21 protein-coding genes and 1 pseudogene are annotated in these 21,580 nt (G+C 69.0%); 3 read left to right on the top strand and 19 right to left on the bottom strand.

Annotated elements, in window-relative coordinates:
- Positions 1-221: 221 nt before the first annotated feature.
- The 13 genes and pseudogenes from serS to SJY11_RS13605 all read right to left on the bottom strand — a co-directional run bounded on the left by serS (position 222) and on the right by SJY11_RS13605 (position 14,244).
- A complete protein-coding gene (serS, locus tag SJY11_RS13665) occupies positions 222-1,526 on the bottom strand; it encodes a serine--tRNA ligase (protein ID WP_376987142.1) in 1,305 nt (434 codons plus the stop codon).
- Between the two features lie 228 nt (positions 1,527-1,754).
- Positions 1,755-2,039 (bottom strand): GIY-YIG nuclease family protein, encoded by a 285-nt coding sequence (locus SJY11_RS13660; protein ID WP_376989322.1) that lies wholly within the window; start codon positions 2,037-2,039, stop codon positions 1,755-1,757.
- Between the two features lie 307 nt (positions 2,040-2,346).
- Positions 2,347-3,171 (bottom strand): twin-arginine translocase subunit TatC, encoded by an 825-nt coding sequence (gene tatC / locus SJY11_RS13655; protein WP_376987141.1) that lies wholly within the window; start codon positions 3,169-3,171, stop codon positions 2,347-2,349.
- Complete coding sequence (tatB, locus tag SJY11_RS13650) at positions 3,168-3,698, bottom strand: Sec-independent protein translocase protein TatB (protein ID WP_376987140.1); 531 nt, start codon at positions 3,696-3,698, stop codon at positions 3,168-3,170. The genes tatC and tatB overlap by 4 nt, the downstream gene beginning before the upstream one ends.
- Before the next feature lie 44 nt (positions 3,699-3,742).
- Positions 3,743-3,985 (bottom strand): twin-arginine translocase TatA/TatE family subunit, encoded by a 243-nt coding sequence (locus tag SJY11_RS13645; RefSeq protein WP_376987139.1) that lies wholly within the window; start codon positions 3,983-3,985, stop codon positions 3,743-3,745.
- A gap of 67 nt (positions 3,986-4,052) precedes the next feature.
- Positions 4,053-5,096 (bottom strand): ABC transporter ATP-binding protein, encoded by a 1,044-nt coding sequence (locus tag SJY11_RS13640; protein ID WP_376989320.1) that lies wholly within the window; start codon positions 5,094-5,096, stop codon positions 4,053-4,055.
- A gap of 249 nt (positions 5,097-5,345) precedes the next feature.
- Positions 5,346-6,023 (bottom strand): SMC-Scp complex subunit ScpB, encoded by a 678-nt coding sequence (scpB, locus tag SJY11_RS13635; protein WP_376987138.1) that lies wholly within the window; start codon positions 6,021-6,023, stop codon positions 5,346-5,348.
- Positions 6,020-6,850, bottom strand: a complete 831-nt coding sequence (locus SJY11_RS13630) for a segregation and condensation protein A (protein WP_376987137.1) — start codon at positions 6,848-6,850, stop codon at positions 6,020-6,022. Before SJY11_RS13630 ends, scpB begins: the two co-directional genes overlap by 4 nt.
- Positions 6,851-6,905: 55 nt before the next feature.
- Complete coding sequence (nagZ, locus tag SJY11_RS13625; protein ID WP_376987136.1) at positions 6,906-7,916, bottom strand: beta-N-acetylhexosaminidase; 1,011 nt, start codon at positions 7,914-7,916, stop codon at positions 6,906-6,908.
- 163 nt (positions 7,917-8,079) lie between these two features.
- Complete coding sequence (locus SJY11_RS13620) at positions 8,080-9,174, bottom strand: TRAP transporter substrate-binding protein (RefSeq protein WP_376987135.1); 1,095 nt, start codon at positions 9,172-9,174, stop codon at positions 8,080-8,082.
- Between the two features lie 228 nt (positions 9,175-9,402).
- Positions 9,403-11,100, bottom strand: a complete 1,698-nt coding sequence (locus tag SJY11_RS13615; protein ID WP_376987134.1) for an SPOR domain-containing protein — start codon at positions 11,098-11,100, stop codon at positions 9,403-9,405.
- A gap of 99 nt (positions 11,101-11,199) precedes the next feature.
- Positions 11,200-12,961 (bottom strand): annotated as a pseudogene (argS, locus tag SJY11_RS13610) (arginine--tRNA ligase).
- Between the two features lie 35 nt (positions 12,962-12,996).
- Entirely contained in the window at positions 12,997-14,244 is a 1,248-nt protein-coding gene (locus SJY11_RS13605; protein WP_376987133.1) for a deoxyguanosinetriphosphate triphosphohydrolase, read from the bottom strand.
- Between the two features lie 98 nt (positions 14,245-14,342).
- Between SJY11_RS13605 and SJY11_RS13600 the strand changes: the two genes are divergently transcribed.
- Positions 14,343-14,708 carry a HesB/IscA family protein gene (locus SJY11_RS13600; RefSeq protein ID WP_376987132.1) on the top strand — a complete coding sequence of 122 codons (366 nt, stop codon included), beginning with the start codon at positions 14,343-14,345 and terminating at the stop codon, positions 14,706-14,708.
- A gap of 136 nt (positions 14,709-14,844) precedes the next feature.
- Here the strand turns inward: SJY11_RS13600 and SJY11_RS13595 are convergent, their stop codons facing one another.
- A complete protein-coding gene (locus SJY11_RS13595) occupies positions 14,845-15,459 on the bottom strand; it encodes a cold-shock protein (protein ID WP_376987131.1) in 615 nt (204 codons plus the stop codon).
- 177 nt (positions 15,460-15,636) lie between these two features.
- Between SJY11_RS13595 and SJY11_RS13590 the strand changes: the two genes are divergently transcribed.
- Positions 15,637-16,269 carry a LysE family translocator gene (locus tag SJY11_RS13590; protein ID WP_376987130.1) on the top strand — a complete coding sequence of 211 codons (633 nt, stop codon included), beginning with the start codon at positions 15,637-15,639 and terminating at the stop codon, positions 16,267-16,269.
- Positions 16,270-16,272: 3 nt separating this feature from the next.
- Here SJY11_RS13590 and SJY11_RS13585 read toward each other — a convergent pair whose 3' ends face one another.
- Positions 16,273-16,728 carry a DUF3429 domain-containing protein gene (locus SJY11_RS13585; protein WP_376987129.1) on the bottom strand — a complete coding sequence of 152 codons (456 nt, stop codon included), beginning with the start codon at positions 16,726-16,728 and terminating at the stop codon, positions 16,273-16,275.
- Positions 16,729-16,831: 103 nt separating this feature from the next.
- Positions 16,832-17,587, bottom strand: coding sequence for an SIR2 family NAD-dependent protein deacylase (locus SJY11_RS13580; protein ID WP_376987127.1), 756 nt, complete (start codon positions 17,585-17,587; stop codon positions 16,832-16,834).
- Between the two features lie 195 nt (positions 17,588-17,782).
- On the opposite strand from SJY11_RS13580, the gene SJY11_RS13575 reads away from it, so the two are divergent.
- Positions 17,783-18,958 (top strand): aminotransferase, encoded by a 1,176-nt coding sequence (locus SJY11_RS13575; RefSeq protein WP_376987125.1) that lies wholly within the window; start codon positions 17,783-17,785, stop codon positions 18,956-18,958.
- Between the two features lie 113 nt (positions 18,959-19,071).
- Here the strand turns inward: SJY11_RS13575 and SJY11_RS13570 are convergent, their stop codons facing one another.
- From SJY11_RS13570 to SJY11_RS13560, 3 genes are all read right to left on the bottom strand, one after another.
- Positions 19,072-19,464 (bottom strand): hypothetical protein, encoded by a 393-nt coding sequence (locus SJY11_RS13570; protein ID WP_376987124.1) that lies wholly within the window; start codon positions 19,462-19,464, stop codon positions 19,072-19,074.
- Between the two features lie 137 nt (positions 19,465-19,601).
- The gene (locus SJY11_RS13565; protein WP_376987122.1) at positions 19,602-19,931 is read right to left on the bottom strand and encodes a hypothetical protein; all 330 of its coding nucleotides are present in this window, start codon (positions 19,929-19,931) and stop codon (positions 19,602-19,604) included.
- An 85-nt stretch (positions 19,932-20,016) separates the two neighbouring features.
- Positions 20,017-21,546, bottom strand: a complete 1,530-nt coding sequence (locus SJY11_RS13560; RefSeq protein ID WP_376987121.1) for a UxaA family hydrolase — start codon at positions 21,544-21,546, stop codon at positions 20,017-20,019.
- Positions 21,547-21,580: the final 34 nt, after the last annotated feature.

The raw sequence follows: 21,580 nt of genomic DNA, 5'->3' as shown, positions 1-21,580 counted from the left end.
TCTTTCAATCAGGCCGCCACAGGGATGGATGATCGCGGGGAACCCCTCTCCTGTAAGGAGAGGGGCAGGGGTGAGGTGTTGGCCCCTGGACCAGTCGCGCGACGATCTGACGACGGCAGCGGCGGGGTTGCGGCCAAAGCGTCAAAGGGCCGACCCCTCACCCTGCCCTCTCCCTACGGGAGAGGGTTCCCCGCGCCGAACTCGGCGAAGCCACAGCATCATCACGCCTTCTCGATCTTCGTCACGCCGCGCATATAGGGCACCAGCACCTCGGGCACCGTGATCGAACCGTCGGCGTTCTGGTAGTTCTCCATCACCGCGATCAGCGCCCGGCCGACCGCCGTGCCCGAGCCGTTCAGCGTGTGGACGAAGCGCGGCGCGCCGCCCTCCTTCGGGCGGTAGCGCGCATCCATCCGCCGCGCCTGGAAATCGCCGCAGACCGAACAGGAGGAGATCTCGCGATAGGTCTTCTGGCCGGGCAGCCAGACCTCGATGTCGTAGGTCTTCTGCGAGGCGAAGCCCATGTCGCCGGTGCACAAAGTCATCACGCGATAATGCAGGTCGAGCTTTTTCAGCACGGCCTCCGCGCAGGCGAGCATGCGCTCATGCTCCTCCGCCGACTTTTCGGGCGTGGTGATCGAGACCAGCTCGACCTTCTCGAACTGGTGCTGGCGCAGCATGCCGCGGGTATCGCGCCCGGCCGAGCCGGCTTCCGAGCGGAAGCAGGGCGTGAGCGCCGTGTAGCGCCGGGGCAAGCTCGCTTCGTCGGCGATGGCGTCGCGGACAAGATTCGTCAGGGTCACTTCGGACGTCGAAATTAGCCAATGGCCGGTTGTCGTCCGGAACAGGTCCTCCTCGAACTTCGGAAGCTGTCCAACACCAAAGACGGCGTCGTCGCGCACCATCAGCGGCGGCATCACCTCGGTGTAGCCATGCTCCTCGGTATGGGTGTCGAGCATGAACTGCCCGATCGCGCGGCTGAGGCGAGCGATCTGGCGTTCCAGCACGACGAAGCGCGAGCCCGACAGCTTGGCCGCCGTCTCGAAATCCATCTGGCCGAGCGCCTCGCCGAGCTCGAAATGCTCCTTGGGCGCGAAATTCTGGCCGAACAGCCGCCCACCGGCCTTTTCGGGCGCCTCGCCATGCACCGACTTGACGACATTGCCGTGCTCATCGGCGCCCTCGGGCACCTCGTCCTTGGGCGTGTTGGGGATCGCGGCGAGCGTGTCGTCGAGTTCGGCCTTGGCCGCCTTCTCTTCGGACTCGAGCTGCGGCTGCAACTCCTTCAGGCTCGCGACCTCGGCCTTGAGCTGCTCGGCGAGGGCGACATCCTTCGCGCCCATCGCCTTGCCGATCTCCTTCGACAGGGCGTTGCGGCGCTCCTGCGAGGCCTGGGCCTTCGCGATCGCCGCGCGGCGCGCATCGTCGAGCGCCAGCAGCGAGGCCGACAGCGGCTCAAGCCCCCGCCGCTTCAGCCCGGTGTCGAACGCCGCGGCGTTCTCGCGAATCCATTTGATGTCGTACATCGTCGTCAGGCCACGCCGTCAGAGGTCGGAAAAACAGCCCGATGCTCTAGACCGGGACGGCCGCGGAGGGAACAGGGAAGGCGTTCACTCTGCTGCGAACCTTTTCCCGTCATCCTGGACTTCGCGCAGCGAAGGCCGGGATCCATCATGGAGCACCGCGCCCTCCGATGGATCCCGGGTCGACCTTCGGCCGCCCCAGGATGACACGGAGGGGGGATACAGCCCTGCCTAGTCCAGGTGAATCGTGTCGTAGAGGTCGCGCCAGTCCGGGTTGCCGGCCTCGATCGCCGCGATCTTCTGTTCGCGCCGCCAGCGCTTCATCAGCTTTTCCTGGGCGATTGCGTCATCCGCTCGGTCGAAATGCTCGGCGTAGACGAGGTGTTTCACGACATAGCGACGAACGAAAGCCGAGCCGCGGCCCTCGCGATGCTCGGCGACTCTCCGGGACAGACTATTCGTCACGCCGATATAGAGCGTTCCGTTCCAACCGCTTGCCATGATGTACACCCACATGAGCAACACCCTCCCGCGTCATCCTGAACTTCGCGAAGCGAAGGTCAGGATCCATCATGGAGCACCGCGCCCTCCGATGGATCCCGGGCCGACCTACGGTCGCCCCAGGATGACGCGGTTGATGAAGTTACTGGGAGGTAGTGCGCGCGATCTAGTCCATTCCACCTCACCAATCCCCGTCATCCTGGACAAGCCGCGAAGCGGCGAAGGCCGGGATCCATCCTAGAGCGCTGCGCACTCCGATGGATCCCGGGCCTGCCCTTCGGGCCGTCCCAGGATGACGTGAGAATGGACGTGTGGGCTTCGACTACTCGCTCGCCGCGTCGGCCGCATCATCGGCCGCCTGCTTGGCCGCGCGCTTCTTCTCGACATAGGCGACCGAGAAGACCGAGAGCTCGTAGAGGAGCAGCATCGGCACGGCGAGCATGAGCTGCGAGATCACGTCCGGCGGCGTCAGGATGGCGGCGACGACGAAGACGAAGACGATGGCGTAACGCCGCTTTTCCTTCAGGAAAACGGTGTTGATGATCCCGGCCTGGCCGAGCAGCGTCAGGATCACCGGCAGCTGGAAGGAGATGCCGAAGGCGAAGATCAGCGTCATGATCAGCGAGAGATATTCGCTGACCTTGGGCAGGAGCGCGATGCCGGCCTGCCCGTCGGTCGCCGCCTGCTGCATGCCGATCGAAAACTTCATCAGCACCGGCATGGCGAAGAAGAACACCATCGCCGAGCCGAGCACGAAGAAGACCGGCGTCGCCGCCAGATAGGGCGCGAAGGCCTGGCGCTCGTTCTTGTAGAGCCCCGGCGCGACGAACTTGTAGATCTGCGTCGCGATCACCGGGAAGGCGAAGAACCCCGCGCCGAAAGCCGCGATCTTGATCTGCGTGAAGAGATATTCGAGCGGCGCGGTGTAGATCAGCTGGACGTTCGCACCCGGCCCGGCCGCCCAGACATAGGGCTGCACCAGGATGTTGTAGATCTGCGTCGCGAAGGCGAAGCAGATGAAGAACATCACCAGGAAGGCGACCAGCGACTTGATCAGCCGCGAGCGCAACTCGATCAGATGGTCGATCAGCGGCGCGCGGGAGGCCTCGATATCGTCCTCGCCGTCGCGGGTGTTGGCGACGCTCATGCCGCGCTCCCTTCGTCCGGCCCGGCTGCCACGGCCTTGCGCTTGCGCGGCGCCTTTTCAGGCGCGGGTTCAGGAGACGTCGCCGGCTCGGCGGAAGCGGCCTCGGCCGCCGGCTTGCGGACGCGCTTGGGCTTCGGCTCGGGGGCCGGCGCGGCCGCGATCTCGGCCGGCGCGATCTCAACCGGCGGCAACGGCTCGGGAGCCGGGATGGCCGAAAGCTTCGCCTCGGCCTCCTTCAGCGCCGCATCGTCGAGCCCGGTCGAAGCCGGCATCTCGATCGGCTTGAAGTCCGAATTCATCGCGCTCGACACGGTGCCGCCGACATCCTCGACCTGCTTCTTGAGGTCGTGGAGTTCGGCCTCGCGCATCGCCTCGTTGAACTGGCCCTGGAACTCCGAGGCCATCCGGCGAATCTTGCCGATGGCCTGGCCGACGGTCCGCATCGCCTTCGGCAGGTCCTTGGGGCCGATCACGACGAGCGCGATCGCCCCGACCAGCATGAATTCGCTCCAGGCGATGTCGAACATCGACGGCTCGTCCTCTCAGCCCCCCGCGGACGGGAGGCCGGCCCTCAGGCCTTGGTCTCGGCCTTGGCCGGCGCGGAAGGGGTGGCCTGCGCGTCGATGATCTTGGGATCGGCAGGGGTCGCGGCGCTCTGCGGCGGCGGAGGCGTCTCGTCCTCGGCCATGCCCTTCTTGAACGACTTGATGCCCTTGGCCACGTCGCCCATGAGTTCGGAAACCTTGCCGCGTCCGAACAGCAGCATCACGATGACGCCGACGACGATCCAGTGCCAGATGCTGACGCCACCCATGGCGAACTCCCTCAATTCGAATGTTGCCGGGGGATTGCGACCCCGGATCAAGCTGTTGCGGCGGAACCTATGTGTCCCCCGCGGGGAACACAAGAACTTCGTCGGTGGGAATGTCGAGGCCGACATCATCGCCCTCCCCCATCGCGCCCGCGAGCGAAGCCCGCACCGAGAGCAGGCGGTCGAAGCCGTCGACCGCGATCAGCAGGTGATCGACCTCGCCGAGGAAGCGCCGCGTCACCACCCGGCCCGGCAGGCAGAAGCCCTTGGGCACGATCCGCACCGCATGCGGGCGGATGCAGGCCACCGCCTCGCTGCCTTCCGCCAGGCCCCGCGCCGGGAAGCGGCCGAAGGGCGTATCGACCGCCCCGCGCACCACCGGGCCGGCGACCTCGGTAAAGTCGCAGAAGAATCGGGCGGCAAAGAGACTGCCGGGCCGGCGGTAGAGATCCTCGCCCGTTCCGATCTGCACGATCGCGCCCGCGCGCATCAGCACGATCCGGTCGGCGATGCGCATCGCATCCTCGGGATCGTGCGTGACGATGATCGAGGTCGCGCCGGTCTCGTGCAGCAACGCCGCCGTCTCGTCGCGCACCACGTCACGCAGGCGCCGGTCGAGATTGGAGAAGGGCTCGTCCATCAGCAGCACGCCCGGCCGCGGCGCCACGGCGCGCGCCAGCGCGACGCGCTGCTGTTCGCCGCCCGAGAGCATGTGCGGGTAGGAGTCCGCCAGATCGGCCAGCCCGACGCGCGCGATCGCCCGGCGCGCCGTGGCGTCCGCCGCCCCGCCCTCGCCCCGGCGCGCGAGCCCGAAGCGCACATTCTCCAGCACGGTCAGATGCGGGAAGAGCGCATAATCCTGGAAGACGAGGCCGACGCCGCGCCGCTCGGGTTCGACGAAGCTGTCCGGCGAGGAGACGTCGCGCCCCTCCAGCAGCACGCGGCCCGCGCTCGGCCGCTCGACGCCGGCAGCCAGCCGCAGCAGGGTCGTCTTGCCGCAGCCGGACTGGCCGAGCAGCGCCACGATCTCGCCGGGCTCGATCGAGAGCGAGACGTCCCTGAGCGCCGTGACCCCGCCGAAGCGCTGCGTCACGCCGTCGAAGGCCAGCGCCATCGGGATCGCGGCCCCGGCCGTGCCCCGGCGCCCCCAGCTCAGCCAGCGCGATTTCGTCTCGTTGGCGACCAACGCATGCTCCAGTTTGCAACTGCCTCCATCGTCATCCTGGGGCGACCGCAGGTCGTCCCGGGATCCATCGGAGGATGCGACGGAGCCCGATGATGGATCCCGAACGGCGCGGCGTTCGCCGCTTGTCCAGGATGACGGGGAAGGCTGGCGCCGAAAGTCGCCCGCCCTGTGCGGCGCTCAGCCGTTCTCGTCAAGCGGCGTGAACAGGTCGCCGAGCGGGTCCTCGTCGGCGCGAAGCTCCGGATCGTCGTCTGGAACCGGCACGGCGAGGTCGCGCGTGAGGCGCCCCTCGATGAAGCCGGAGCCCTTCAGCTCCTCCAGACCGGGCAGATCGTCGATCCGGTCGAGCCCGAAATGATCGAGGAAACCGGGCGTCGTGCCGAAGGTCACGGGCCGCCCGGGCGAACGGCGCCGACCGCGCAGCCGCACCCAGCCGGCCTCGAGCAGGATGTCGAGCGTGCCCTTGGCGGTGGCGACGCCGCGGATCTCCTCGATCTCGGCCCGCGTCACCGGCTGGTGATAGGCGATGATCGCCAGCACCTCGAGCGCCGCCCGCGACAATTTGCGCGGCGGCTCGGCCTCGGCGGCCAGCAGATAGCCGAGGTCGGACGCGGTGCGGAAGGCATAGCCACCGGCGACGGGGCGCAGATTGACGCCGCGCGCGTCGTAGAACGCAGTGAGCCGCGCCAGCACCTCCTCGATCGCGACGCCCGCGGGCACCGAGCGCGCCAGCTCCTCGGCCGACAGCGGCTGGGCGGAGGCGAACAGCAGCGCCTCGACCACGCGCAGCGCCTGCGCGAAGGCGTCCGCCCCGCCGTCGCTCTCCTCGGGAGGCTGCACGGCGGTGTCGGTCACGGGCCGTCCCCGCGCGACAGCGGCAGCGCCGGCGGCCGCGCCGAGCGGCGGCGCAGATAGAGCGGCGCGAAGGCGTCGTCCTGGCGCAGGTCGAGCACGCCCTCCTTGACCATCTCCAGCATGGCCGAGAGCGCCGACGCCCGCACGGTTGCCGCCATCTCACGGGCGGGCAGCCCATGCGAGGCCATGTAGCGCGCGAGATACGGGTCGATCTGCGTCCAGTCCCCGGCCTCGCCGACCAGCCGCTGCAGCGCTTCGCGCGCCTCGACCAGCGACCAGACGACGCGCTGGCCGACCGAGATATGACCCTGCACCCTCTTCATCCGCTGCTGCGCATAGGCCGAGAGCAGATCGTAGAGCTCAGCCTCCCAGACCGGCCGGGCCCCGGCGACGACCGCCGCGGGCGCGCCGCGCGCGAACACGTCCTGCCCCAGCCGCTCGCGCGAGGCGAGCCTGCGGGCGGCGGCGCGGATCGCCTCCAGCCGGCGCAGGCGCAGCGCCAGCGAGGTCGCCAGATCGGCCGCGCTCGGCTCCTCGCCCCTGGGCGGTTCGGGCAGCAGCAGGCGGGATTTGAGATAGGCCAGCCAGGCCGCCATCACGAGATAATCGGCCGCCAGTTCCAGCCGCAGCGCCCGCGCCTGCTCGACGAAGACGAGATATTGCTCGGCCAGCGCCAGGATCGAGATGCGGTGAAGATCGACCTTCTGCCGGCGGGCGAGATCGAGCAGCAGGTCGAGCGGGCCCTCATAGCCGTCGACATCGACCCGCAGCGCCGGCTCGCCGTCGCGCTCCGGGCCGTCCTCCTCGAATGGCAGTTGCGCCGCCATGCCGGCCATCCCCCTCCCCCCGCTCAGGACGCGGGAGCGCTACAGGTTCGATGGTTCAGCCGCCCAAGGCAAGCGCGCTGGCGACCTGCGAGCGGGCGGCCTCGACATCGAGCGGCTCGGGCTCGTGGCGGATGCGGGCGAGCGCCATCGCGGCGCGGCGGGCGCGGTCGCCCCGCATCTCCGGCACGGCCCCGGCGATGGCGACCATCTCGTCCATGATGCCGTGGCAATGCAGCACGACGTCGACCCCGGCGCGGATCGCCGCCCGCGCCTTCTGCGCGAAACCGCCAGAGAGCGCCTTCATCGAGATGTCGTCGGTCATGATCAGCCCGTCATAGCGCAGCTCGCCGCGCATGATGTCGCGCACGACCGTGCGGGAGATCGTCGCCGGGTTCTTCGGGTCGATCGCGGTGAAGACGACATGCGCCGTCATCGCCATCGGCATGTCGGCGAGATGGCGGAAGGGCCGGAAATCATGCGCCCGGAGCGCGTCGAGCGGGGCATCGACCACCGGCAGATCGTGATGGCTGTCGGCCCGCGCCCTTCCATGGCCGGGCATGTGCTTGATCACCGGCAGCACGCCGCCGGCCAGCAGCCCCTCGGCCGCGGCGCGCCCGAGCTGGGCGACACGATCGGGCTCATGCGCATAGGCCCGGTCGCCGATGACGTCATGACTGCCGGAGACGGGAACGTCGAGCACCGGCAGGCAATCGACGTCGATGCCCACCGCCTTCAGGTCATGCGCCATCAGCCGGGCCGAAAGCCTGATGATCTCGCGCTGCGCCACGGGGTCGTTGATCGCGAGAAAGGCCTGTGCGGCGGGATATTTCGGCCAGTGCGGCGGGGCCATGCGCTGAACCCGCCCACCCTCCTGGTCGATCAGGACCGGCGCGTGCCAGCCCACGCTCTCGCGCAGCTCCGCCGTCAGCGCAGCGACCTGTTCGGGGCTCTGCGTGTTGCGGCGGAACAGGATGAAGCCCCAGGGCCGGGCATCCTTGAAGAAGGCCCGCTCGTCCGGGGTCAGGCTCGTGCCGAGGCAGCCGGCGATGAAGGCGCGCGAGGTCATGCTGCTGGGGTAGGAAGCGCCGCAGGCGCGGTCAACCCTCCGCCGTCATCCTGGGCGGGCCGCAAAGCGGCACGGCCCGGGATCCATCGAAGGTCATCGGAGCCCCAGGATGGATCCCGAACGACCTGCGGTCGCCCAGGATGACGGTTGAGGTTTGAACCCCTCAGCGCATCTGCTGCGACATCTGCGCGTTGAACGCGTCGAAGGGCAGCTCGGCGACACGGAACCAGAGGTTCTCCTTCTTCCAGTAAGGGAGGAAGGAGTCGTAGAACGTCTTGAACTCGGCGTTTTTCGAAGCGAGATCGGCATACATCGCGAAGGCCTCCTTGAAGGCCGCCGCCATCACCTCCTGCGGGAAGGGCCGCAGCTCGGCACCGGCCCCGGCGAGGCGAATCAGCGCATCGGGATTGCCGTGGTCGTATTTGGCGACGCAGAGCGCGTTGGCCTCGGCGCAGGCGGCCTCGAGGATCGCCTTGTAGGCCGCCGGCAGCGCGTTCCACTTCTCCAGATTGACGAGGAAGCTGACATTGGCGTTCCCCTCCCAGAAGCCGGGGTAACAGTAGTACTTCGCGACCCGCTGGAAGCCGAGCTTCTCGTCGTCATGGGGTCCGGAGAACTCAACCGCGTCGAGCGTGCCGCGCTCCAGCGCCGGATAGATGTCGCCGCCGGCGATCTGCTGCGGCACGACGCCGAGCTTGGCCATGATCTGCCCGCCGAGGCCGGCGATGCGCATCTTCAGGCCCTTCAGATCCTCCAGCGACTTGATCTCCTTGCGGAACCAGCCGCCCATCTGCGCGCCGGTGTTGCCCGAGGGGATGGTGTAGAGGCCCTGCTTCTTCATGAAGGCGCGGCAGAGCTCGAGCCCGCCGCCGGCATAGAGCCAGGCGTTCTGCTGGCGGGTGTTGAAGCCGAAGGGCAGCGAGGTCTCGAAGGCGAAGGCCGGGTCCTTGCCGATATAGAAGCTCGACAGGGTGTGGCTGCATTCGACCGTGCCGTTCTGCACGGCGTCGAGCGCCTGCAGGCCGGGCACGATCTCGCCGGGTGCGAAGACCTGGATCTGGAAATTGCCGTCGGTCGCCTCGGCCACGCGCTTGGAAACCTGCGTCGACAGGCCGAACAGCGTGTCGAGGCTCTTGGGATAGCTCGAGGTCAGCCGCCAGCTGATCTTGGGCTGCGACTGGGCGATGGCGGGCGCGGCGACGAGCGCGCTGCCGGCCGCGCCGCCCGCGGCGGTCTTGACGAAACGACGACGATCCATGGTGTCCTCCGGAAGGCATATTGGGTCTTGGCTCGGGCCCCGCGCGCCGGTGGCGGACGATCGCGGCGGCCCATCGGCGGGGTGATGACATGAAAGCCGTGGCGAAACCACGGCGGTCCCGCCGGGGCCGCCCTGCGCCCGACGCGACGAAAAAAAAACCGGCGGCACCCCGTGCCGCCGGCTTGGTTCCTCGCCGCCGCCACTCCAGCGGCGGTCAACGCAATGGGATCAGTTCTTCGCGATGAAGCACTGTCCGCCGGCCGACTGAAGCGCGGTGCACATCGAGGTCGCACCGTCGCGGGAATAGGGTCCGACCCGCAGGCGGTAGACGGTCTTGCCCCCGGCGAGCTCGGTCTTCCGGATGATCGGTGCCTGGCCGCTGAGCTGCCCCGGATACTTGCGCTGGAGAGCTGCGAAGGTCGCACGCGCCTCGGATTCGCTGCCCGGAGCGGCGAGCTGGACCACGAAGTCGCCGGTGCCGCTCCGGACCGCGGCCGTCGCGGGAGCCGCCGGTGCCTGCGACGCCTGCTGAGCGCTGGCGATTCGCAACGGCGCGGAGGGCGGCGGCGTCGGGACCGTCGCGCGCTCCTGGACCTTCGGCGCCTCAACGACGGGGGTCGCCGATGGGCGGGCGGCCGTGGGGACCGCGGCCGCGGGCGCGGGCGGAGCGGACGGAACGATCCCGGCGGGACGGGCCGGCGGCGCGGAGCCGGTGGCGAGCGGCGCGGCGCCGTTGGTGTAGCCGGCAACGCTGCCGACGGGCGGAGCCGGCGTGCCGTCGGGACGGATCGAGATGGTGCGGACGCGACGCGGCTCGCCGAGGCCGGGCACCGGCGGCACTGGCGTCAGGGCCGGCTCGGCAGGCGCCGCCAGAGGAACCACAGCCGCAGGCGCCTGGGCCAGCGCATTGCCGGCGGCCGCAGGCGTGGACGGTGTGGCGGTCGCCGTGCCGGGACCTGGCAAGACGACCCGCGCCGGCAGCGAGCGCGCAGCCTGCTGGACGTCGATCGGCTGCTCCTCCCGACTCACCACCTTGGTCTGGCCGGACTGCTGATCGCCGGGCCGCTCGTAGATCTGCTTGTTCTGATTGGGAATTTCGGCGCCGCCCGGATTGATCGGCTCGACCTTCGTCGGCCCGCTCGCCGCCGCGATCGTCGGCGGCTGCCCATCGGCGGTCTTCGGCGTGCCGCGCATCGACATCACCGCCCCCACGCCGACCACGCCGACGACGATCAGCGCCGCCGCGGCGTAGAGCCCCTTGCGGGAACGGCGCGGCTCGAGATCCGGCAGATCCTCATCGGCGGGAACACCGTCATGATAGGCCTGCAGATCCTCGGAAGGCGGCGGCGCATAAGCGGCATGAACATCGCGCATCTCGTCGAGATCGCGCGCCGTGGGCACCGATTCCGGCGCCGCGGCCCGGAGATAGGGTTGCGGCTCGGCACGCTCGAAATCCTGAACGGCATCGTCGAAGCGCGGCTCGGCGCGAACCGGGGCGACGGCCGGGGCGGAGCGCACCGGCTCGTTGCGACGCAGCAGGGCCTCGAATTCATCGAGCGCACCGCGCAACTCGGCCGGCGGCTGCGCCTGCGCGGCGACCGCCTGGAAATGGCTGACCGCGTCGAGGGGGACATCCGCCGCCGGCGCCGCGGGCCGAACGGCCTCACGGGCTGCACTCGAAGGCTCCGCGGCAGGCTGGGGCGCCGGCGCCGACGGTTGCCAGGCGGCGGCGGCTCGCTGCTGACCGGCGGACGGGCCGCGCTGACCGAAAATATCCTTCAGGGGATCGCCCTGATCGACGATGCGCGTCAGTTCCGCCAGCGGATCGGCCGGCTGACCGGAACGCGGCACCTGGCCGGCGCTGCGGAGCTGGCGCTCGAGATCTTCGAGGTCCAGGGCGAAACGGTTTCTAGCTGGCTCACTCATGGCACGATCCATTCCAGCGCAGGCGACCGACGCGAAAGGGAACGCCCTCTGCCTCGCGCGGTCAACCTGACCTTGTGCGCGCCGAGAGCCCTCAGGCCATCAACGCATCTCTTCCGGCGCCGCAACTCCGGCGACAGCCAGACCGGAAGCAAGGACGCTGCGCACCGCATGCACAAACGCCAACCTCGCCACAGTCGACTCTCGATCAGTTTGATTAACGAACCGTAATTGCGGCGAGTCTTTGCCCTTGTTCCATAAAGAATGGAACGCGCTGGCCAACTCATGCACGAAGAAGGCCACGCGATGTGGTTCATGCGCGGCCGCAGCGCCTTCGATGATTCGCGGATAGGCTGCGATCAACTTGACGATACCCACCTCGGCCTCGTCGGTGAGGCGGCCGAGATCGGCCCCGGCCAGGGCCTGCGGCGACAGGTCGAGATCGGGAAAGGCCTCGCGCGCCTGCCGGAAGATCGAGGCGCAGCGGGCATGGGCATACTGCACGTAGAAGACCGGATTGTCCTTCGACTGCTCGACCACCTTGGCGAGGTCGAAGTCGAGCGTCGCGTCGTTCTTGCGGAAGATCATCATGAAGCGCACCGCATCGCGGCCGACCTCGTCGATGACCTCGCGCAGCGTGACGAAGTCGCCCGAGCGCTTCGACATCTTCACCGGCTCGCCGTTGCGCAGCAGCTTGACGAGCTGGCACAGCTTGACGTCGAGCGCGCCCTGCCCCGCCGTCACCGCCTTCACCGCCGCCTGCATGCGCTTGACGTAGCCGCCATGATCGGCGCCCCAGACATCGATCATCTGGGGAAAGCCGCGGGTGAACTTCGAGCGGTGATAGGCGATGTCGTTGGCGAAATAGGTATAGCTGCCGTCGGACTTCAGCAGCGGCCGGTCGACATCGTCGCCGAACTGGGTGGCGCGGAACAGTGCCTGCTCCCGGTCCTCCCAATCCTCATCCTTCTGGCCCTTCGGCGGCGGCAGCCGGCCCTGATAGATCAGGTCCCGGGCGCGCAGATCCGCGATCGTCTCGGCGACGGCGTCGACGCCGCCATCGTTCTGCAGCGAGCGCTCGGAGAAGAAGACCTGGTGGACGACGCCGAGCGCGGCGAGATCGTCCCGGATCATCGCCATCATGCCGTCGATGGCCGCGGCCCGCACCAACGGCAGCCAGTCAGAACTCCGGCTTCGCCAGCAGCGCGTCGCCATGGGCCGTCGCCAGCGTGTTGCCGACCGAAACGAGATAGTCGCCGGGATAGAGCCCCTCGGGGATCGTGATCGTCTCGCCGAGCGCCTCGCGATAGCGCAGGAAGGCGGAGCGGGCGAGCACGTCGACCTGCGCCCCGGCATCGTTGATGTAGTATTCGCGCGTCACGTCATGGCCGGCGAAGGCGAGGATGTTGGCCAGCGCATCGCCGAACACGGCGCCCCGGCCATGGCCGACATGCATCGGCCCGGTCGGGTTGGCCGAGACATATTCGACATTGATCTTGGGCTGCGGCTTGCGCGCGCCGCGGCCGTAATCGAGCCCGCGCTCAACCGCGTCCTTCAGGATCGCCGTGAACACCGACGGCTGCAGCGTCAGGTTGATGAAGCCCGGCCCCGCGATCTCCGCCTTGACGATCTGCGCGTCCTTGCCGAGTTCCTCAACCAGTAGCGCCGCCAGCGCACGCGGATTGGTACCGGCCTCCTTGGCGAGCACCATCGCGGCGTTGGTGGCGAGATCGCCATGGGCCGGATCCTTCGTCGGCTCCACCACGACGCGGCCGAGATCGAGCCCGGCGGGCAGCGCCCCGCGCTCGGCGAGCGCCGCGAGCGCGGCGGCGACACGGGCGGAATAGGTCTCGAACAGGTTCATCGCGGCCAGGATCTGCTGAAGGGGAGCGCCCGGCCCTATCGCAGCGTGGGGGTCGCGTCAAACAGGCGCCGATGCTCGTCGAGCGCGTACCAGTCGGTCATGCCGGCGATGTAATCGGCCACCCGCCGCGCCAGACGCTGCGCGTCGAGGCTCTCGCAGCCGGCGGCCCAGTCCACCGGCATCAGGCCAGGATCGGCCCGGAAGCGGCCGAACAGGTCGCGCACCACCTGCGCCGCCTCGCGGCGGATCGGCGCGATGCGGGCATGGCGATACATGTTGGGATAGAGGAAGGCCTTGATCTCGGCGTCGGCCCGCGTGATCGCATCCGGGAAGGCGATGACCGGCCGGCCCGCCCGGCGCACCGCATCGGCATCGGCCGGGGCCAGCGCCGCCAGCCTCCCTTGCGATTCCGCGATCACGCCCTCGACGAAGCGCGTGATTACCCGCCGCACCAGCTCATTGGTGGCCCGGGCCGTCTCCAGCCCCGGATGCAGCCCCTCGATCTCGTCGAGCAGTTCGGCCAGGAACGGCACCGCCCGCAACTCGCCATGGCCGAACAAGCCCGCCCGCAGGCCATCGTCGATGTCATGGGCGTTGTAGGCGATGTCGTCGGCGAGCGCGGCCGCCTGCGCTTCCGCCGAGGCATAGCTGTCGAGCCAGAGATCCTGCTTCGCCTGATATTCGACGATCGCGGCGGGGATGCCGGCCTGCGCATAGCGCTCCGTCGGCGACCCGTGGGCCGTGAGCAGCGGGCCGTTGTGTTTGACCAGCCCTTCCAGCGTCTCCCAGGTCAGGTTCAGCCCGTCGAACCCGGCATAGCGACGCTCCAGCCGCGTCACGATCCGCAGCGTCTGGGCATTGTGGTCGAAGCCGCCGACATCGGCCATGCAGTCAGCCAGCGCGTCCTCGCCGGTATGGCCGAAGGGCGTGTGGCCGAGGTCGTGGGCCAGCGCCAGCGCCTCGGCGAGATCCTCGTCGAGGCCCAGCGCCCGTGCCAGGGCGCGCGCGATCTGCGCCACCTCGATCGTATGGGTCAGCCGCGTGCGGAAATGGTCGCCCTCATGCGAGACGAAGACCTGCGTCTTGTGCTTCAGCCGGCGGAAGGCCGTCGAATGGATGATGCGGTCGCGGTCGCGCTGGAACGGGTTGCGCGTCGGCGAGGCCGGCTCCGCGATCAACCGGCCCCGGCTCGTCGCCGCCCGGCAGGCGTAGGGAGCGCGCCAGCGATCGCCGGGTTCGCGGCCGTGAGGCTCGCCGAAGGCGGGGTTGAGTGGATGCGGCATGGCGGGTCCGTCGCCGCCCCCGGCTTGTAGAGGGGCTGGCGCGCAATTACCTTCGCGGGCAACCAAGGTGCAAGGAGCTTCTGCTCCGGGAGATCGCCATGACCACTTCTCTCGAGACCACCTCAACCGAGGCCCCCGTGAACCGCGTCGCCGTGACCGAGAAGGCTGCCAGCCGCATCCTCGCGGTGATGGCGACGGAGCCCCCGGGCTCGATGCTGCGCGTCAGCGTCGCCGGCGGCGGGTGCTCGGGCTTCCAGTATGTCTTCGACGTCGATCGCGAAAAGGCGCCTGGCGACATCGTCATCGAGCGCGACGGCGCCACCGTGCTGATCGACGAGACCTCGCTCAACCTGCTCGCCGGCAGCACGATCGACTTCGTCGACGACCTGATCGGGCAGTCCTTCAAGATCACCAACCCGAACGCGACGAGTTCCTGCGGCTGCGGGACGTCGTTCGCGCTGTAGGGCGATCGTCAACCGTCATTGCGAGCGCAGCGAAGCAATCCAGGGGACGTCGAGCGCACCCCTCTGGATTGCTTCGCTGCGCTCGCAATGACGGCGATGATACCGCGACCGCCCGCTCAATGCGAGGACCGCCCGCTCAGTGTGAGGACGGCGCTCCGCCCTGCTCCAGCCGGATCTCGGCGGCCATCAGGCCCTTCGGCCCGGGTCCGTAGCGCACCAGCACGACCTGTCCGGGAATCAACTCGACGAGGCCGTAGCGGCGCATCGTCTCCATATGGACGAAGACATCGGGCGCGTTCTCGCCGGCCGAGACGAAGCCGAAGCCGCGCAGGCGGTTGAACCACTTCACCGTCATCCGCTCGAGCCCGCTGGTCGGCGTGACCTGGACGTTGGTGCGCGCCAGCGGCATCTCGGCGGGATGACGCGCAGCGGTGGTGTCGATCGAGAGCACGCGGATCGCCTGGCGGCCGCGCGGCTTCTCCACCGCTTCGAGCACGATGTGAGCGCCTTCGGCGATCGCATTGAAACCGTCGCGCTTCAGGATCGTGACATGGACGAGAACGTCGGCCCCGCCATCCTCGGGCACGACGAAGCCATAGCCCTTGCTGACGTCGAACCACTTCACATAGCCGCTGATTTCGACGCCGACATCCGCGGCGAGGCCCTCGGGCCCGTCGAGCCGCATCACGCGATTGAGCGACTGGATCGGTCCCACCGGCCGCCGCCCGCCCTCACCGAACTCGTCGGACATTGACTACCCACCCCCGCGCGAAATGGCTTGATTCGCCTGCCCACGATACCATCCCCGGGGAGTCGCGATACAGCCGGCTTCGCGTCATCCACATCCGCGATCGTCGAAAAGCTCGATCGGCGCTGATCATTGCGCTAGATCACGACCGGCGCGGCAGGGCGCCCGGCGGAGGATGGGATGCCCGATCTCGCGACACTGGCGCTCTTCACCGCCGCCTGCGCGGTGCTGACGGCCACGCCCGGCCCCGACATGCTGCTGATCGCCTCGCGCAGCCTGGGCCAGGGCCGCAGGGCCGGTTTCCTGACTTATCTCGGCATCGCCGCCGGGAGCTATCTCCAGGCCTTCGCGGCGGCCTTTGGCCTGTCGCAGCTCTTCCTGCTGGTGCCGGCGGCCTATGACGGCCTGCGCTTCCTCGGCGCGGCCTATCTCGCCTGGCTGGCCTGGACGACGCTGCGCGCGCCCGCCGCTCTCTTCGCGCCGCGCGAGGACCAGCCCCGGCTCAGGCTGCAGGCGATCTTCCTGCAGGGGATGCTGACCAACCTGCTCAACCCCAAGATGGCGCTGTTCATGCTGGCGCTGCTGCCGCAGTTCCTGAAGCCCGAGGCCGGGTCGATCGCCCTGCAGGTGATGGTGCTGGCGACGATCCTCAATCTGGTGGGGCTGATCGCCAACGGGCTGGTCATCCTGACGGCGGGCCGGCTCGGAAGCGCGCTCGCCGCCCGCCCGCATCTCGCGCTCTGGCCGCAGCGGCTGATGGGTGCGGTCTTCGGAGCCCTGGCGCTGCGGCTCGCGCTGGCCTCGCGGGATTGAGGCTCAGGCCGTCGCCGCCGCAACGCCGAGCAGCAGCGCCACCGCCGCCGACAGGCCGAGCCGCAGCCGGCCATACCATTCCGGCGCGACCTCGCGGCAGTAGAGGCCGTAGTCCAGCAGCCCGAGCAGGATGAAGGCGACGCAGAGCGTCCACAGCGCCGCGCCCGGGGCCAGCAGCGTGGCGCCCCAGCCGATCAGCGCCGGCACCACCGCGATGATGAAGTCCCGCCGCTGCGTCGCCTCGCTCTCATAGCCGATGGCGATGCCCCAGCGCACGCCGCCGAGGAAGGAGAGGATCGCGACTCCGTAGACGATCAGCGCCTGGGCCAGCCGCTCACCGCCGCCGATGCCCGGCACGGCAAAACCGGCCGCGAGCCCGGCCGTGCAGGCCAGGAACGGGATGACCCCGGCCGCGCCGAGCGCGAGGGCGGCGGAGGGGATGGTCTTCTCGCTGGACATGGATCGCCTTGCGACTGCGGACGGGAACTCCCCGCTCGCATAGCTGTTTTTGCCGCCGCCTCAACCCCCGGCGCCCGCGCGGGGCCGAAAGGTCGCAGGCGCCTCAGCCCGCCAGCGGGCCGAGCGCGGCGCCGATCTCCGCCCGCACCACCAGATCGGCGATGGCGTCGAGCTCCGTCGGCTCGCGGTTGACGATGATCAGCGTCGCCTCCCGGCGCTTGGCGATGACCGGCAGCGTCGCCGCCGGATAGACCACGAGCGAGGACCCGAGCACGAGGAAAAGCTCAGCCTCCAGAGCCAGTTGCTGGGCCCGGATCATCTTGTCCTGCGGCATCGCCTGGCCGAAGGAGATCGTCGCGGATTTCACCGGCCCGCCGCAGGCGGCACAGTCCGGCGGCTCGCCCGTCGCCTCGAAGGTAGGGCGGATCTCGGCCAGTTCGTGCCGGCGGCCGCAGGCGAGGCAGCTCGCATAGGTGCCGTTGCCATGCAGCTCGATCACCCGGTCGTCGGGGACGCCGGAGGCCTGGTGCAGCCCGTCGATGTTCTGGGTGATGATCGCGGGCGCCCGGCCCTGCCCGACCATCTGGGCCAGCGCGCGATGCCCGGCATTGGGCGCGGCGCCGGCGTAATGATCGTCCATCGCGAATTTGCGCCGCCAGGCTTCGGCTCGGGCGTCGCGGCTCTTGACGAAGGCTTGGAAGGGAATCGGCTTGTTGACCATCCAGGGCGAGCCCGCCGTCCGGAAATCCGGGACGCCCGATTCGGTCGAGATGCCCGCCCCCGTGAAGGCGACGATGCTGCCGGCGGCGTCCAGCATCGCATGCAGCGTCTCAATGGCGTCCTGCGTCCCGTCCGGCATGCGTGCTCCGCTCTCGTCCTTCACGCCTGATGATATGGGTTTCAATATGCGGCGGCCAAGCGCGCAAGCGCTCTCCCTCCCCCCGCTTGCGGTGGGAAGGGAGTAGGCAGCGGCAGCTCGCGCGAACATGCCGGTCAATGCCGCGACGATTGACGCAGGGCCGGCCGCGTCCCAAAGCTGCCGGCCATGGCCGACATGACGCTCCCCGCCCTGAACCCCGACCTCCTCGACACCGGAACCCCGCCGATCCCGCAGGCGCAGGCGTGGGCGCGCGCCTATGACGGGCGCTCGGGCCCGCTGGTCGACCTCTCGCAGGCGGTGCCGGGTTCACCCCCGCCGGCCGCACTGCTGGAACGGCTGGCGCAGGCCGCCGCCTCGCCCGACGCCACGCGCTACGGCCCGATCACCGGCGACATGGCCCTGCGCGAAGCCTATGCGGCCGAGATCGCGCGGGTTTACGGCGCCCCCTTCAAGCCGGGCGAGGTCGCCATCACCTCGGGCTGCAACCAGGCCTTCGTCATGACGATGATGGCGGTGGCGCGGGCCGGCCAGAACGTGCTGCTGCCGACGCCCTGGTACTTCAATCACGAGATGACGCTGCGCATGCTCGGCATCGAGGCGCGCCCGCTGCCCTGCGATCCGGCCGCCGGCTTCGTGCCCGATGTCGCCGCGGCCGAGGCGCTGATCGACGCTGGCACGCGTGCCATCGTGCTGGTGACGCCGAATAATCCGACCGGCGCGATCTATCCGCCCGCCACCATCGCCGCCTTCGCCGAGCTCTGCGCGCGGCGCGGGCTCTGGCTGGTGCTCGACGAAACCTATCGCGATTTCCTCCCCGCCGGCGCTGCCGCCCCGCATGAGGTCTTCGCGACAACGCCCTGGCAGGACTCCGTGATCGGCCTCTACAGCTTCTCGAAGGCCTATGCCGTGCCGGGCTGGCGGCTGGGCGCGATCACGGCCGGCGAAGCCGTGATGGCTGAGATCGCCAAGGTGCTCGACTGCGTCCAGATCAGCCCGGTGCGGGCCGGTCAGGCGGCCGTGACCTGGGGCATCGACGGCATCCGCGATTGGCGCGAGGCCAACCGCACCGAGATCAACGCCCGCGCCGCGCTCTTCCGCGAGGCGATGGCACCACTCAACGACTGGCGCTTGCTCGCGGCGGGCGCCTATTTCGCCTATGTCGCGCACCCCTTCCCGGGCGTGCCGGCGGCGGAAGTGGTCCGAGCACTGGTTCAGGAGCGCGGCGTTCTCGCCTTGCCCGGCCCCTATTTCGGCCCGGGCCAGGAGCGGCATCTGCGCATCGCCATCGCCAATGTCGCCGCGGACCGGATCGGCGCGCTGAGCGAGCGCCTGCGCGGCTTTACGCTCTAGCCCCCGTCATGGCGAGGAGCGCAGCGACGAAGCAATCCAGGGGGACGTCGAGCGCGCGGCTCTGGATGGCTTCGCTTCGCTCGCAATGACGGGGAGCGGCCTCTCGCTGAGCATCACCGCAGCAGTGCCGCATAGCGATCGCGATAGGCCCAAACCAGCAGCGACCCCAGCACCACCAGGATCACCGCCACGGGCAGTCCTTGCGGATTGAGCACCAGGTGGAACAGCACGATCACCGTCATCACCGGCGCGATCAGCGCAAGCCCCAGCGCCGGCGCGATATTGCCCAGCAGGCTGAGAGCGCCGACGAGGTTGACCGTCTTCAGCAGCGGCCAGAGGAAGCCCGAAGCCTGCAGCGCCTCCTCGAAGGCGACACCGCGGGTGCTGGTCGGCGGATGGATCAGATGCGTGCCGGTGGCCAGCCACCAGAAGCCGTCGACGGCGGAGACGAGGAAGAGCAGCCCCAGCAGGACGCGCGGAACGGTGACGACAAGCAGGGTCTTCATGATAGGCCTGGGCAAAGCAATGCACCGGGGCGGGTTGCGCCGGTTTCCCCTCTTGGTCCTTTTGCAGTCTGATTCGGTTCAAGCCGTCCCACAAAAAAGCCGGGCGCGAGCCCGGCTTGATCGTCAATATCCGCAGGTCACGGGCAGAACCAGATCGCCCCGACCGTGATGCAGCCACGGTTGCGCCAGTTGCCTGGCCTTGCGCCATAGCGGCGATAGCCGGGCGGCGGGGCGCGGAATCGGGCACCGGGTGCGTAGCGCGGTCGTGGCCCGTGGCGCCGCATATAAGGGCCGCGGTGGTCGCGGCGATAACGGCGGTGATCGCGATACTGCGCCTGCTCTGCCACCGGCGGAATCTGCTGCAGCAGTCCGGAGGCCGAGGACGAGGCGAGAGGCGACGCCGAAGCGGGCGCCGCAACGGAGAGGCCGGCTGCGAAGATTGCTGCTGCGAGAGCGTGGCGGATCATGTCGTCCCTTCCTTCACGTTGATCGGAAGAAACGATCGAAGTCGCGCTATGGTTCCGGCCGGAACAATCCCGCCGGGCCGAGCCCTCACATGGTCGCGCCGATCTGCCAGGGTACGAACTCGGCGTCGCCATAGCCCATTTCCTCGGACTTGGACTTCTCGCCCGAGGCGACCTTCAGCAGATAGTCGAAGATTTCCTGGCCCTTTTCCTCCAGCGTCACGCCGTCGAGGACATCGCCGCAATTGATGTCCATGTCGTCGGTCTGCTTGAGATACATCGGCGTGTTGGTGGCGAGCTTGATCGAGGGCGTCGGCTTGCAGCCATAGGCCGAGCCGCGCCCGGTCGTGAAGGCGAGGATGTTCGCCCCGCCCGCCACCTGCCCGGTCGCCGAGACGGGGTCGTAGCCGGGCGTGTCCATATAGACGAAGCCCTTGGAGCGCACCGGCTCGGCATAGTGGTAGACGGCGGCCAGCGTCTTGGTGCCGCCCTTGGCGGCGGCGCCCAGCGACTTCTCCAGGATGGTGGTCAGCCCGCCCGCCTTGTTGCCGGGCGACGGGTTGTTGTTCATGTCCATGCGGGCACGCGCCGTGTAGTCCTCCCACCACTTGATGATGCCGACGAGCTTCTCGCCAGTCTCGCGGTTGGCGGCGCGGCGGGTGAGCAGATGCTCGGCGCCGTAGATCTCCGGCGTCTCGGAGAGGATGGCCGTGCCGCCATGCTCGACCAGGATGTCGACCGCCTTGCCCAGCGCCGGGTTGGCGGTAATGCCGGAATAGCCGTCCGAGCCGCCGCATTGCAGGGCAAGCATCAGCTCGGAAGCCGGCACGGTTTCGCGCCGCGCCCGGTCCGCGATCGGCAGCATCACCTTGAGCGCCTCGATTCCCGCCGCGACCGCCTTGCGGGTGCCGCCGGTCTCCTGGATCGTCAGCGTGCGGAAGACGTCGCTCTCCTCAACGCCATAGGCGTCCTTCATCCGCTTGATCTGGAAGCCCTCGCAGCCCAGCCCGACGACGAGCACAGCGGCCATGTTGGGGTTGCAGGCATAGCCCCAGGTGGTGCGCTTCAGCACCTCGAAGCTCTCGCCATTGTAGTCGATGCCGCAGCCCGTGCCGTGGGTCAGCGCGATGACGCCATCGACATTGGGATAATCGGCGAGCAGTCCGGAGCGCTTGACCTCCTCGGCCATGAAGCGCGCGGCCGAGGCCGAGCAGTTCACCGAGGTCAGGATGCCCACATAATTGCGCGTGCCGGCCTTGCCATTGGCGCGGCGGAAGCCCTCGAAGGTCGCCTGCTGCTCGATCGGAAGGACGAATTCGGGCTTCGCCTCGGCGCAGAAGGCATAGTCGCGCTCGAAGGCATGGAAGCCGGTGTTGTGCTCATGCACCCATTCGCCGGGCGGAATGTCGACGGTGGCAAAGCCGATGATCTGGCCGAACTTCCGGATCGGCTCGCCGATGGCGATGACGCTCAGTGCCAGCTTGTGCCCGCGCGGAATGCGCTTCAGCGCCGTCACGCCCGCGGCCGTCACGCCGATATCGATCGGATCGACCGCGACGGCGACATTGTCGCTGGCGTTCAGCCTGAGGGTACGCGGCGGAATGGCTTTGTCGAGCATCGGAGAAACCACTGGCTTGCAGGCCGCGGCGGGC

Origin of the sequence: Allobosea sp. R86505, from assembly GCF_042466375.1 — a bacterium.
GTDB lineage: Bacteria > Pseudomonadota > Alphaproteobacteria > Rhizobiales > Beijerinckiaceae > Allobosea.
This window is presented reverse-complemented; position numbering and strand designations above follow the sequence as displayed.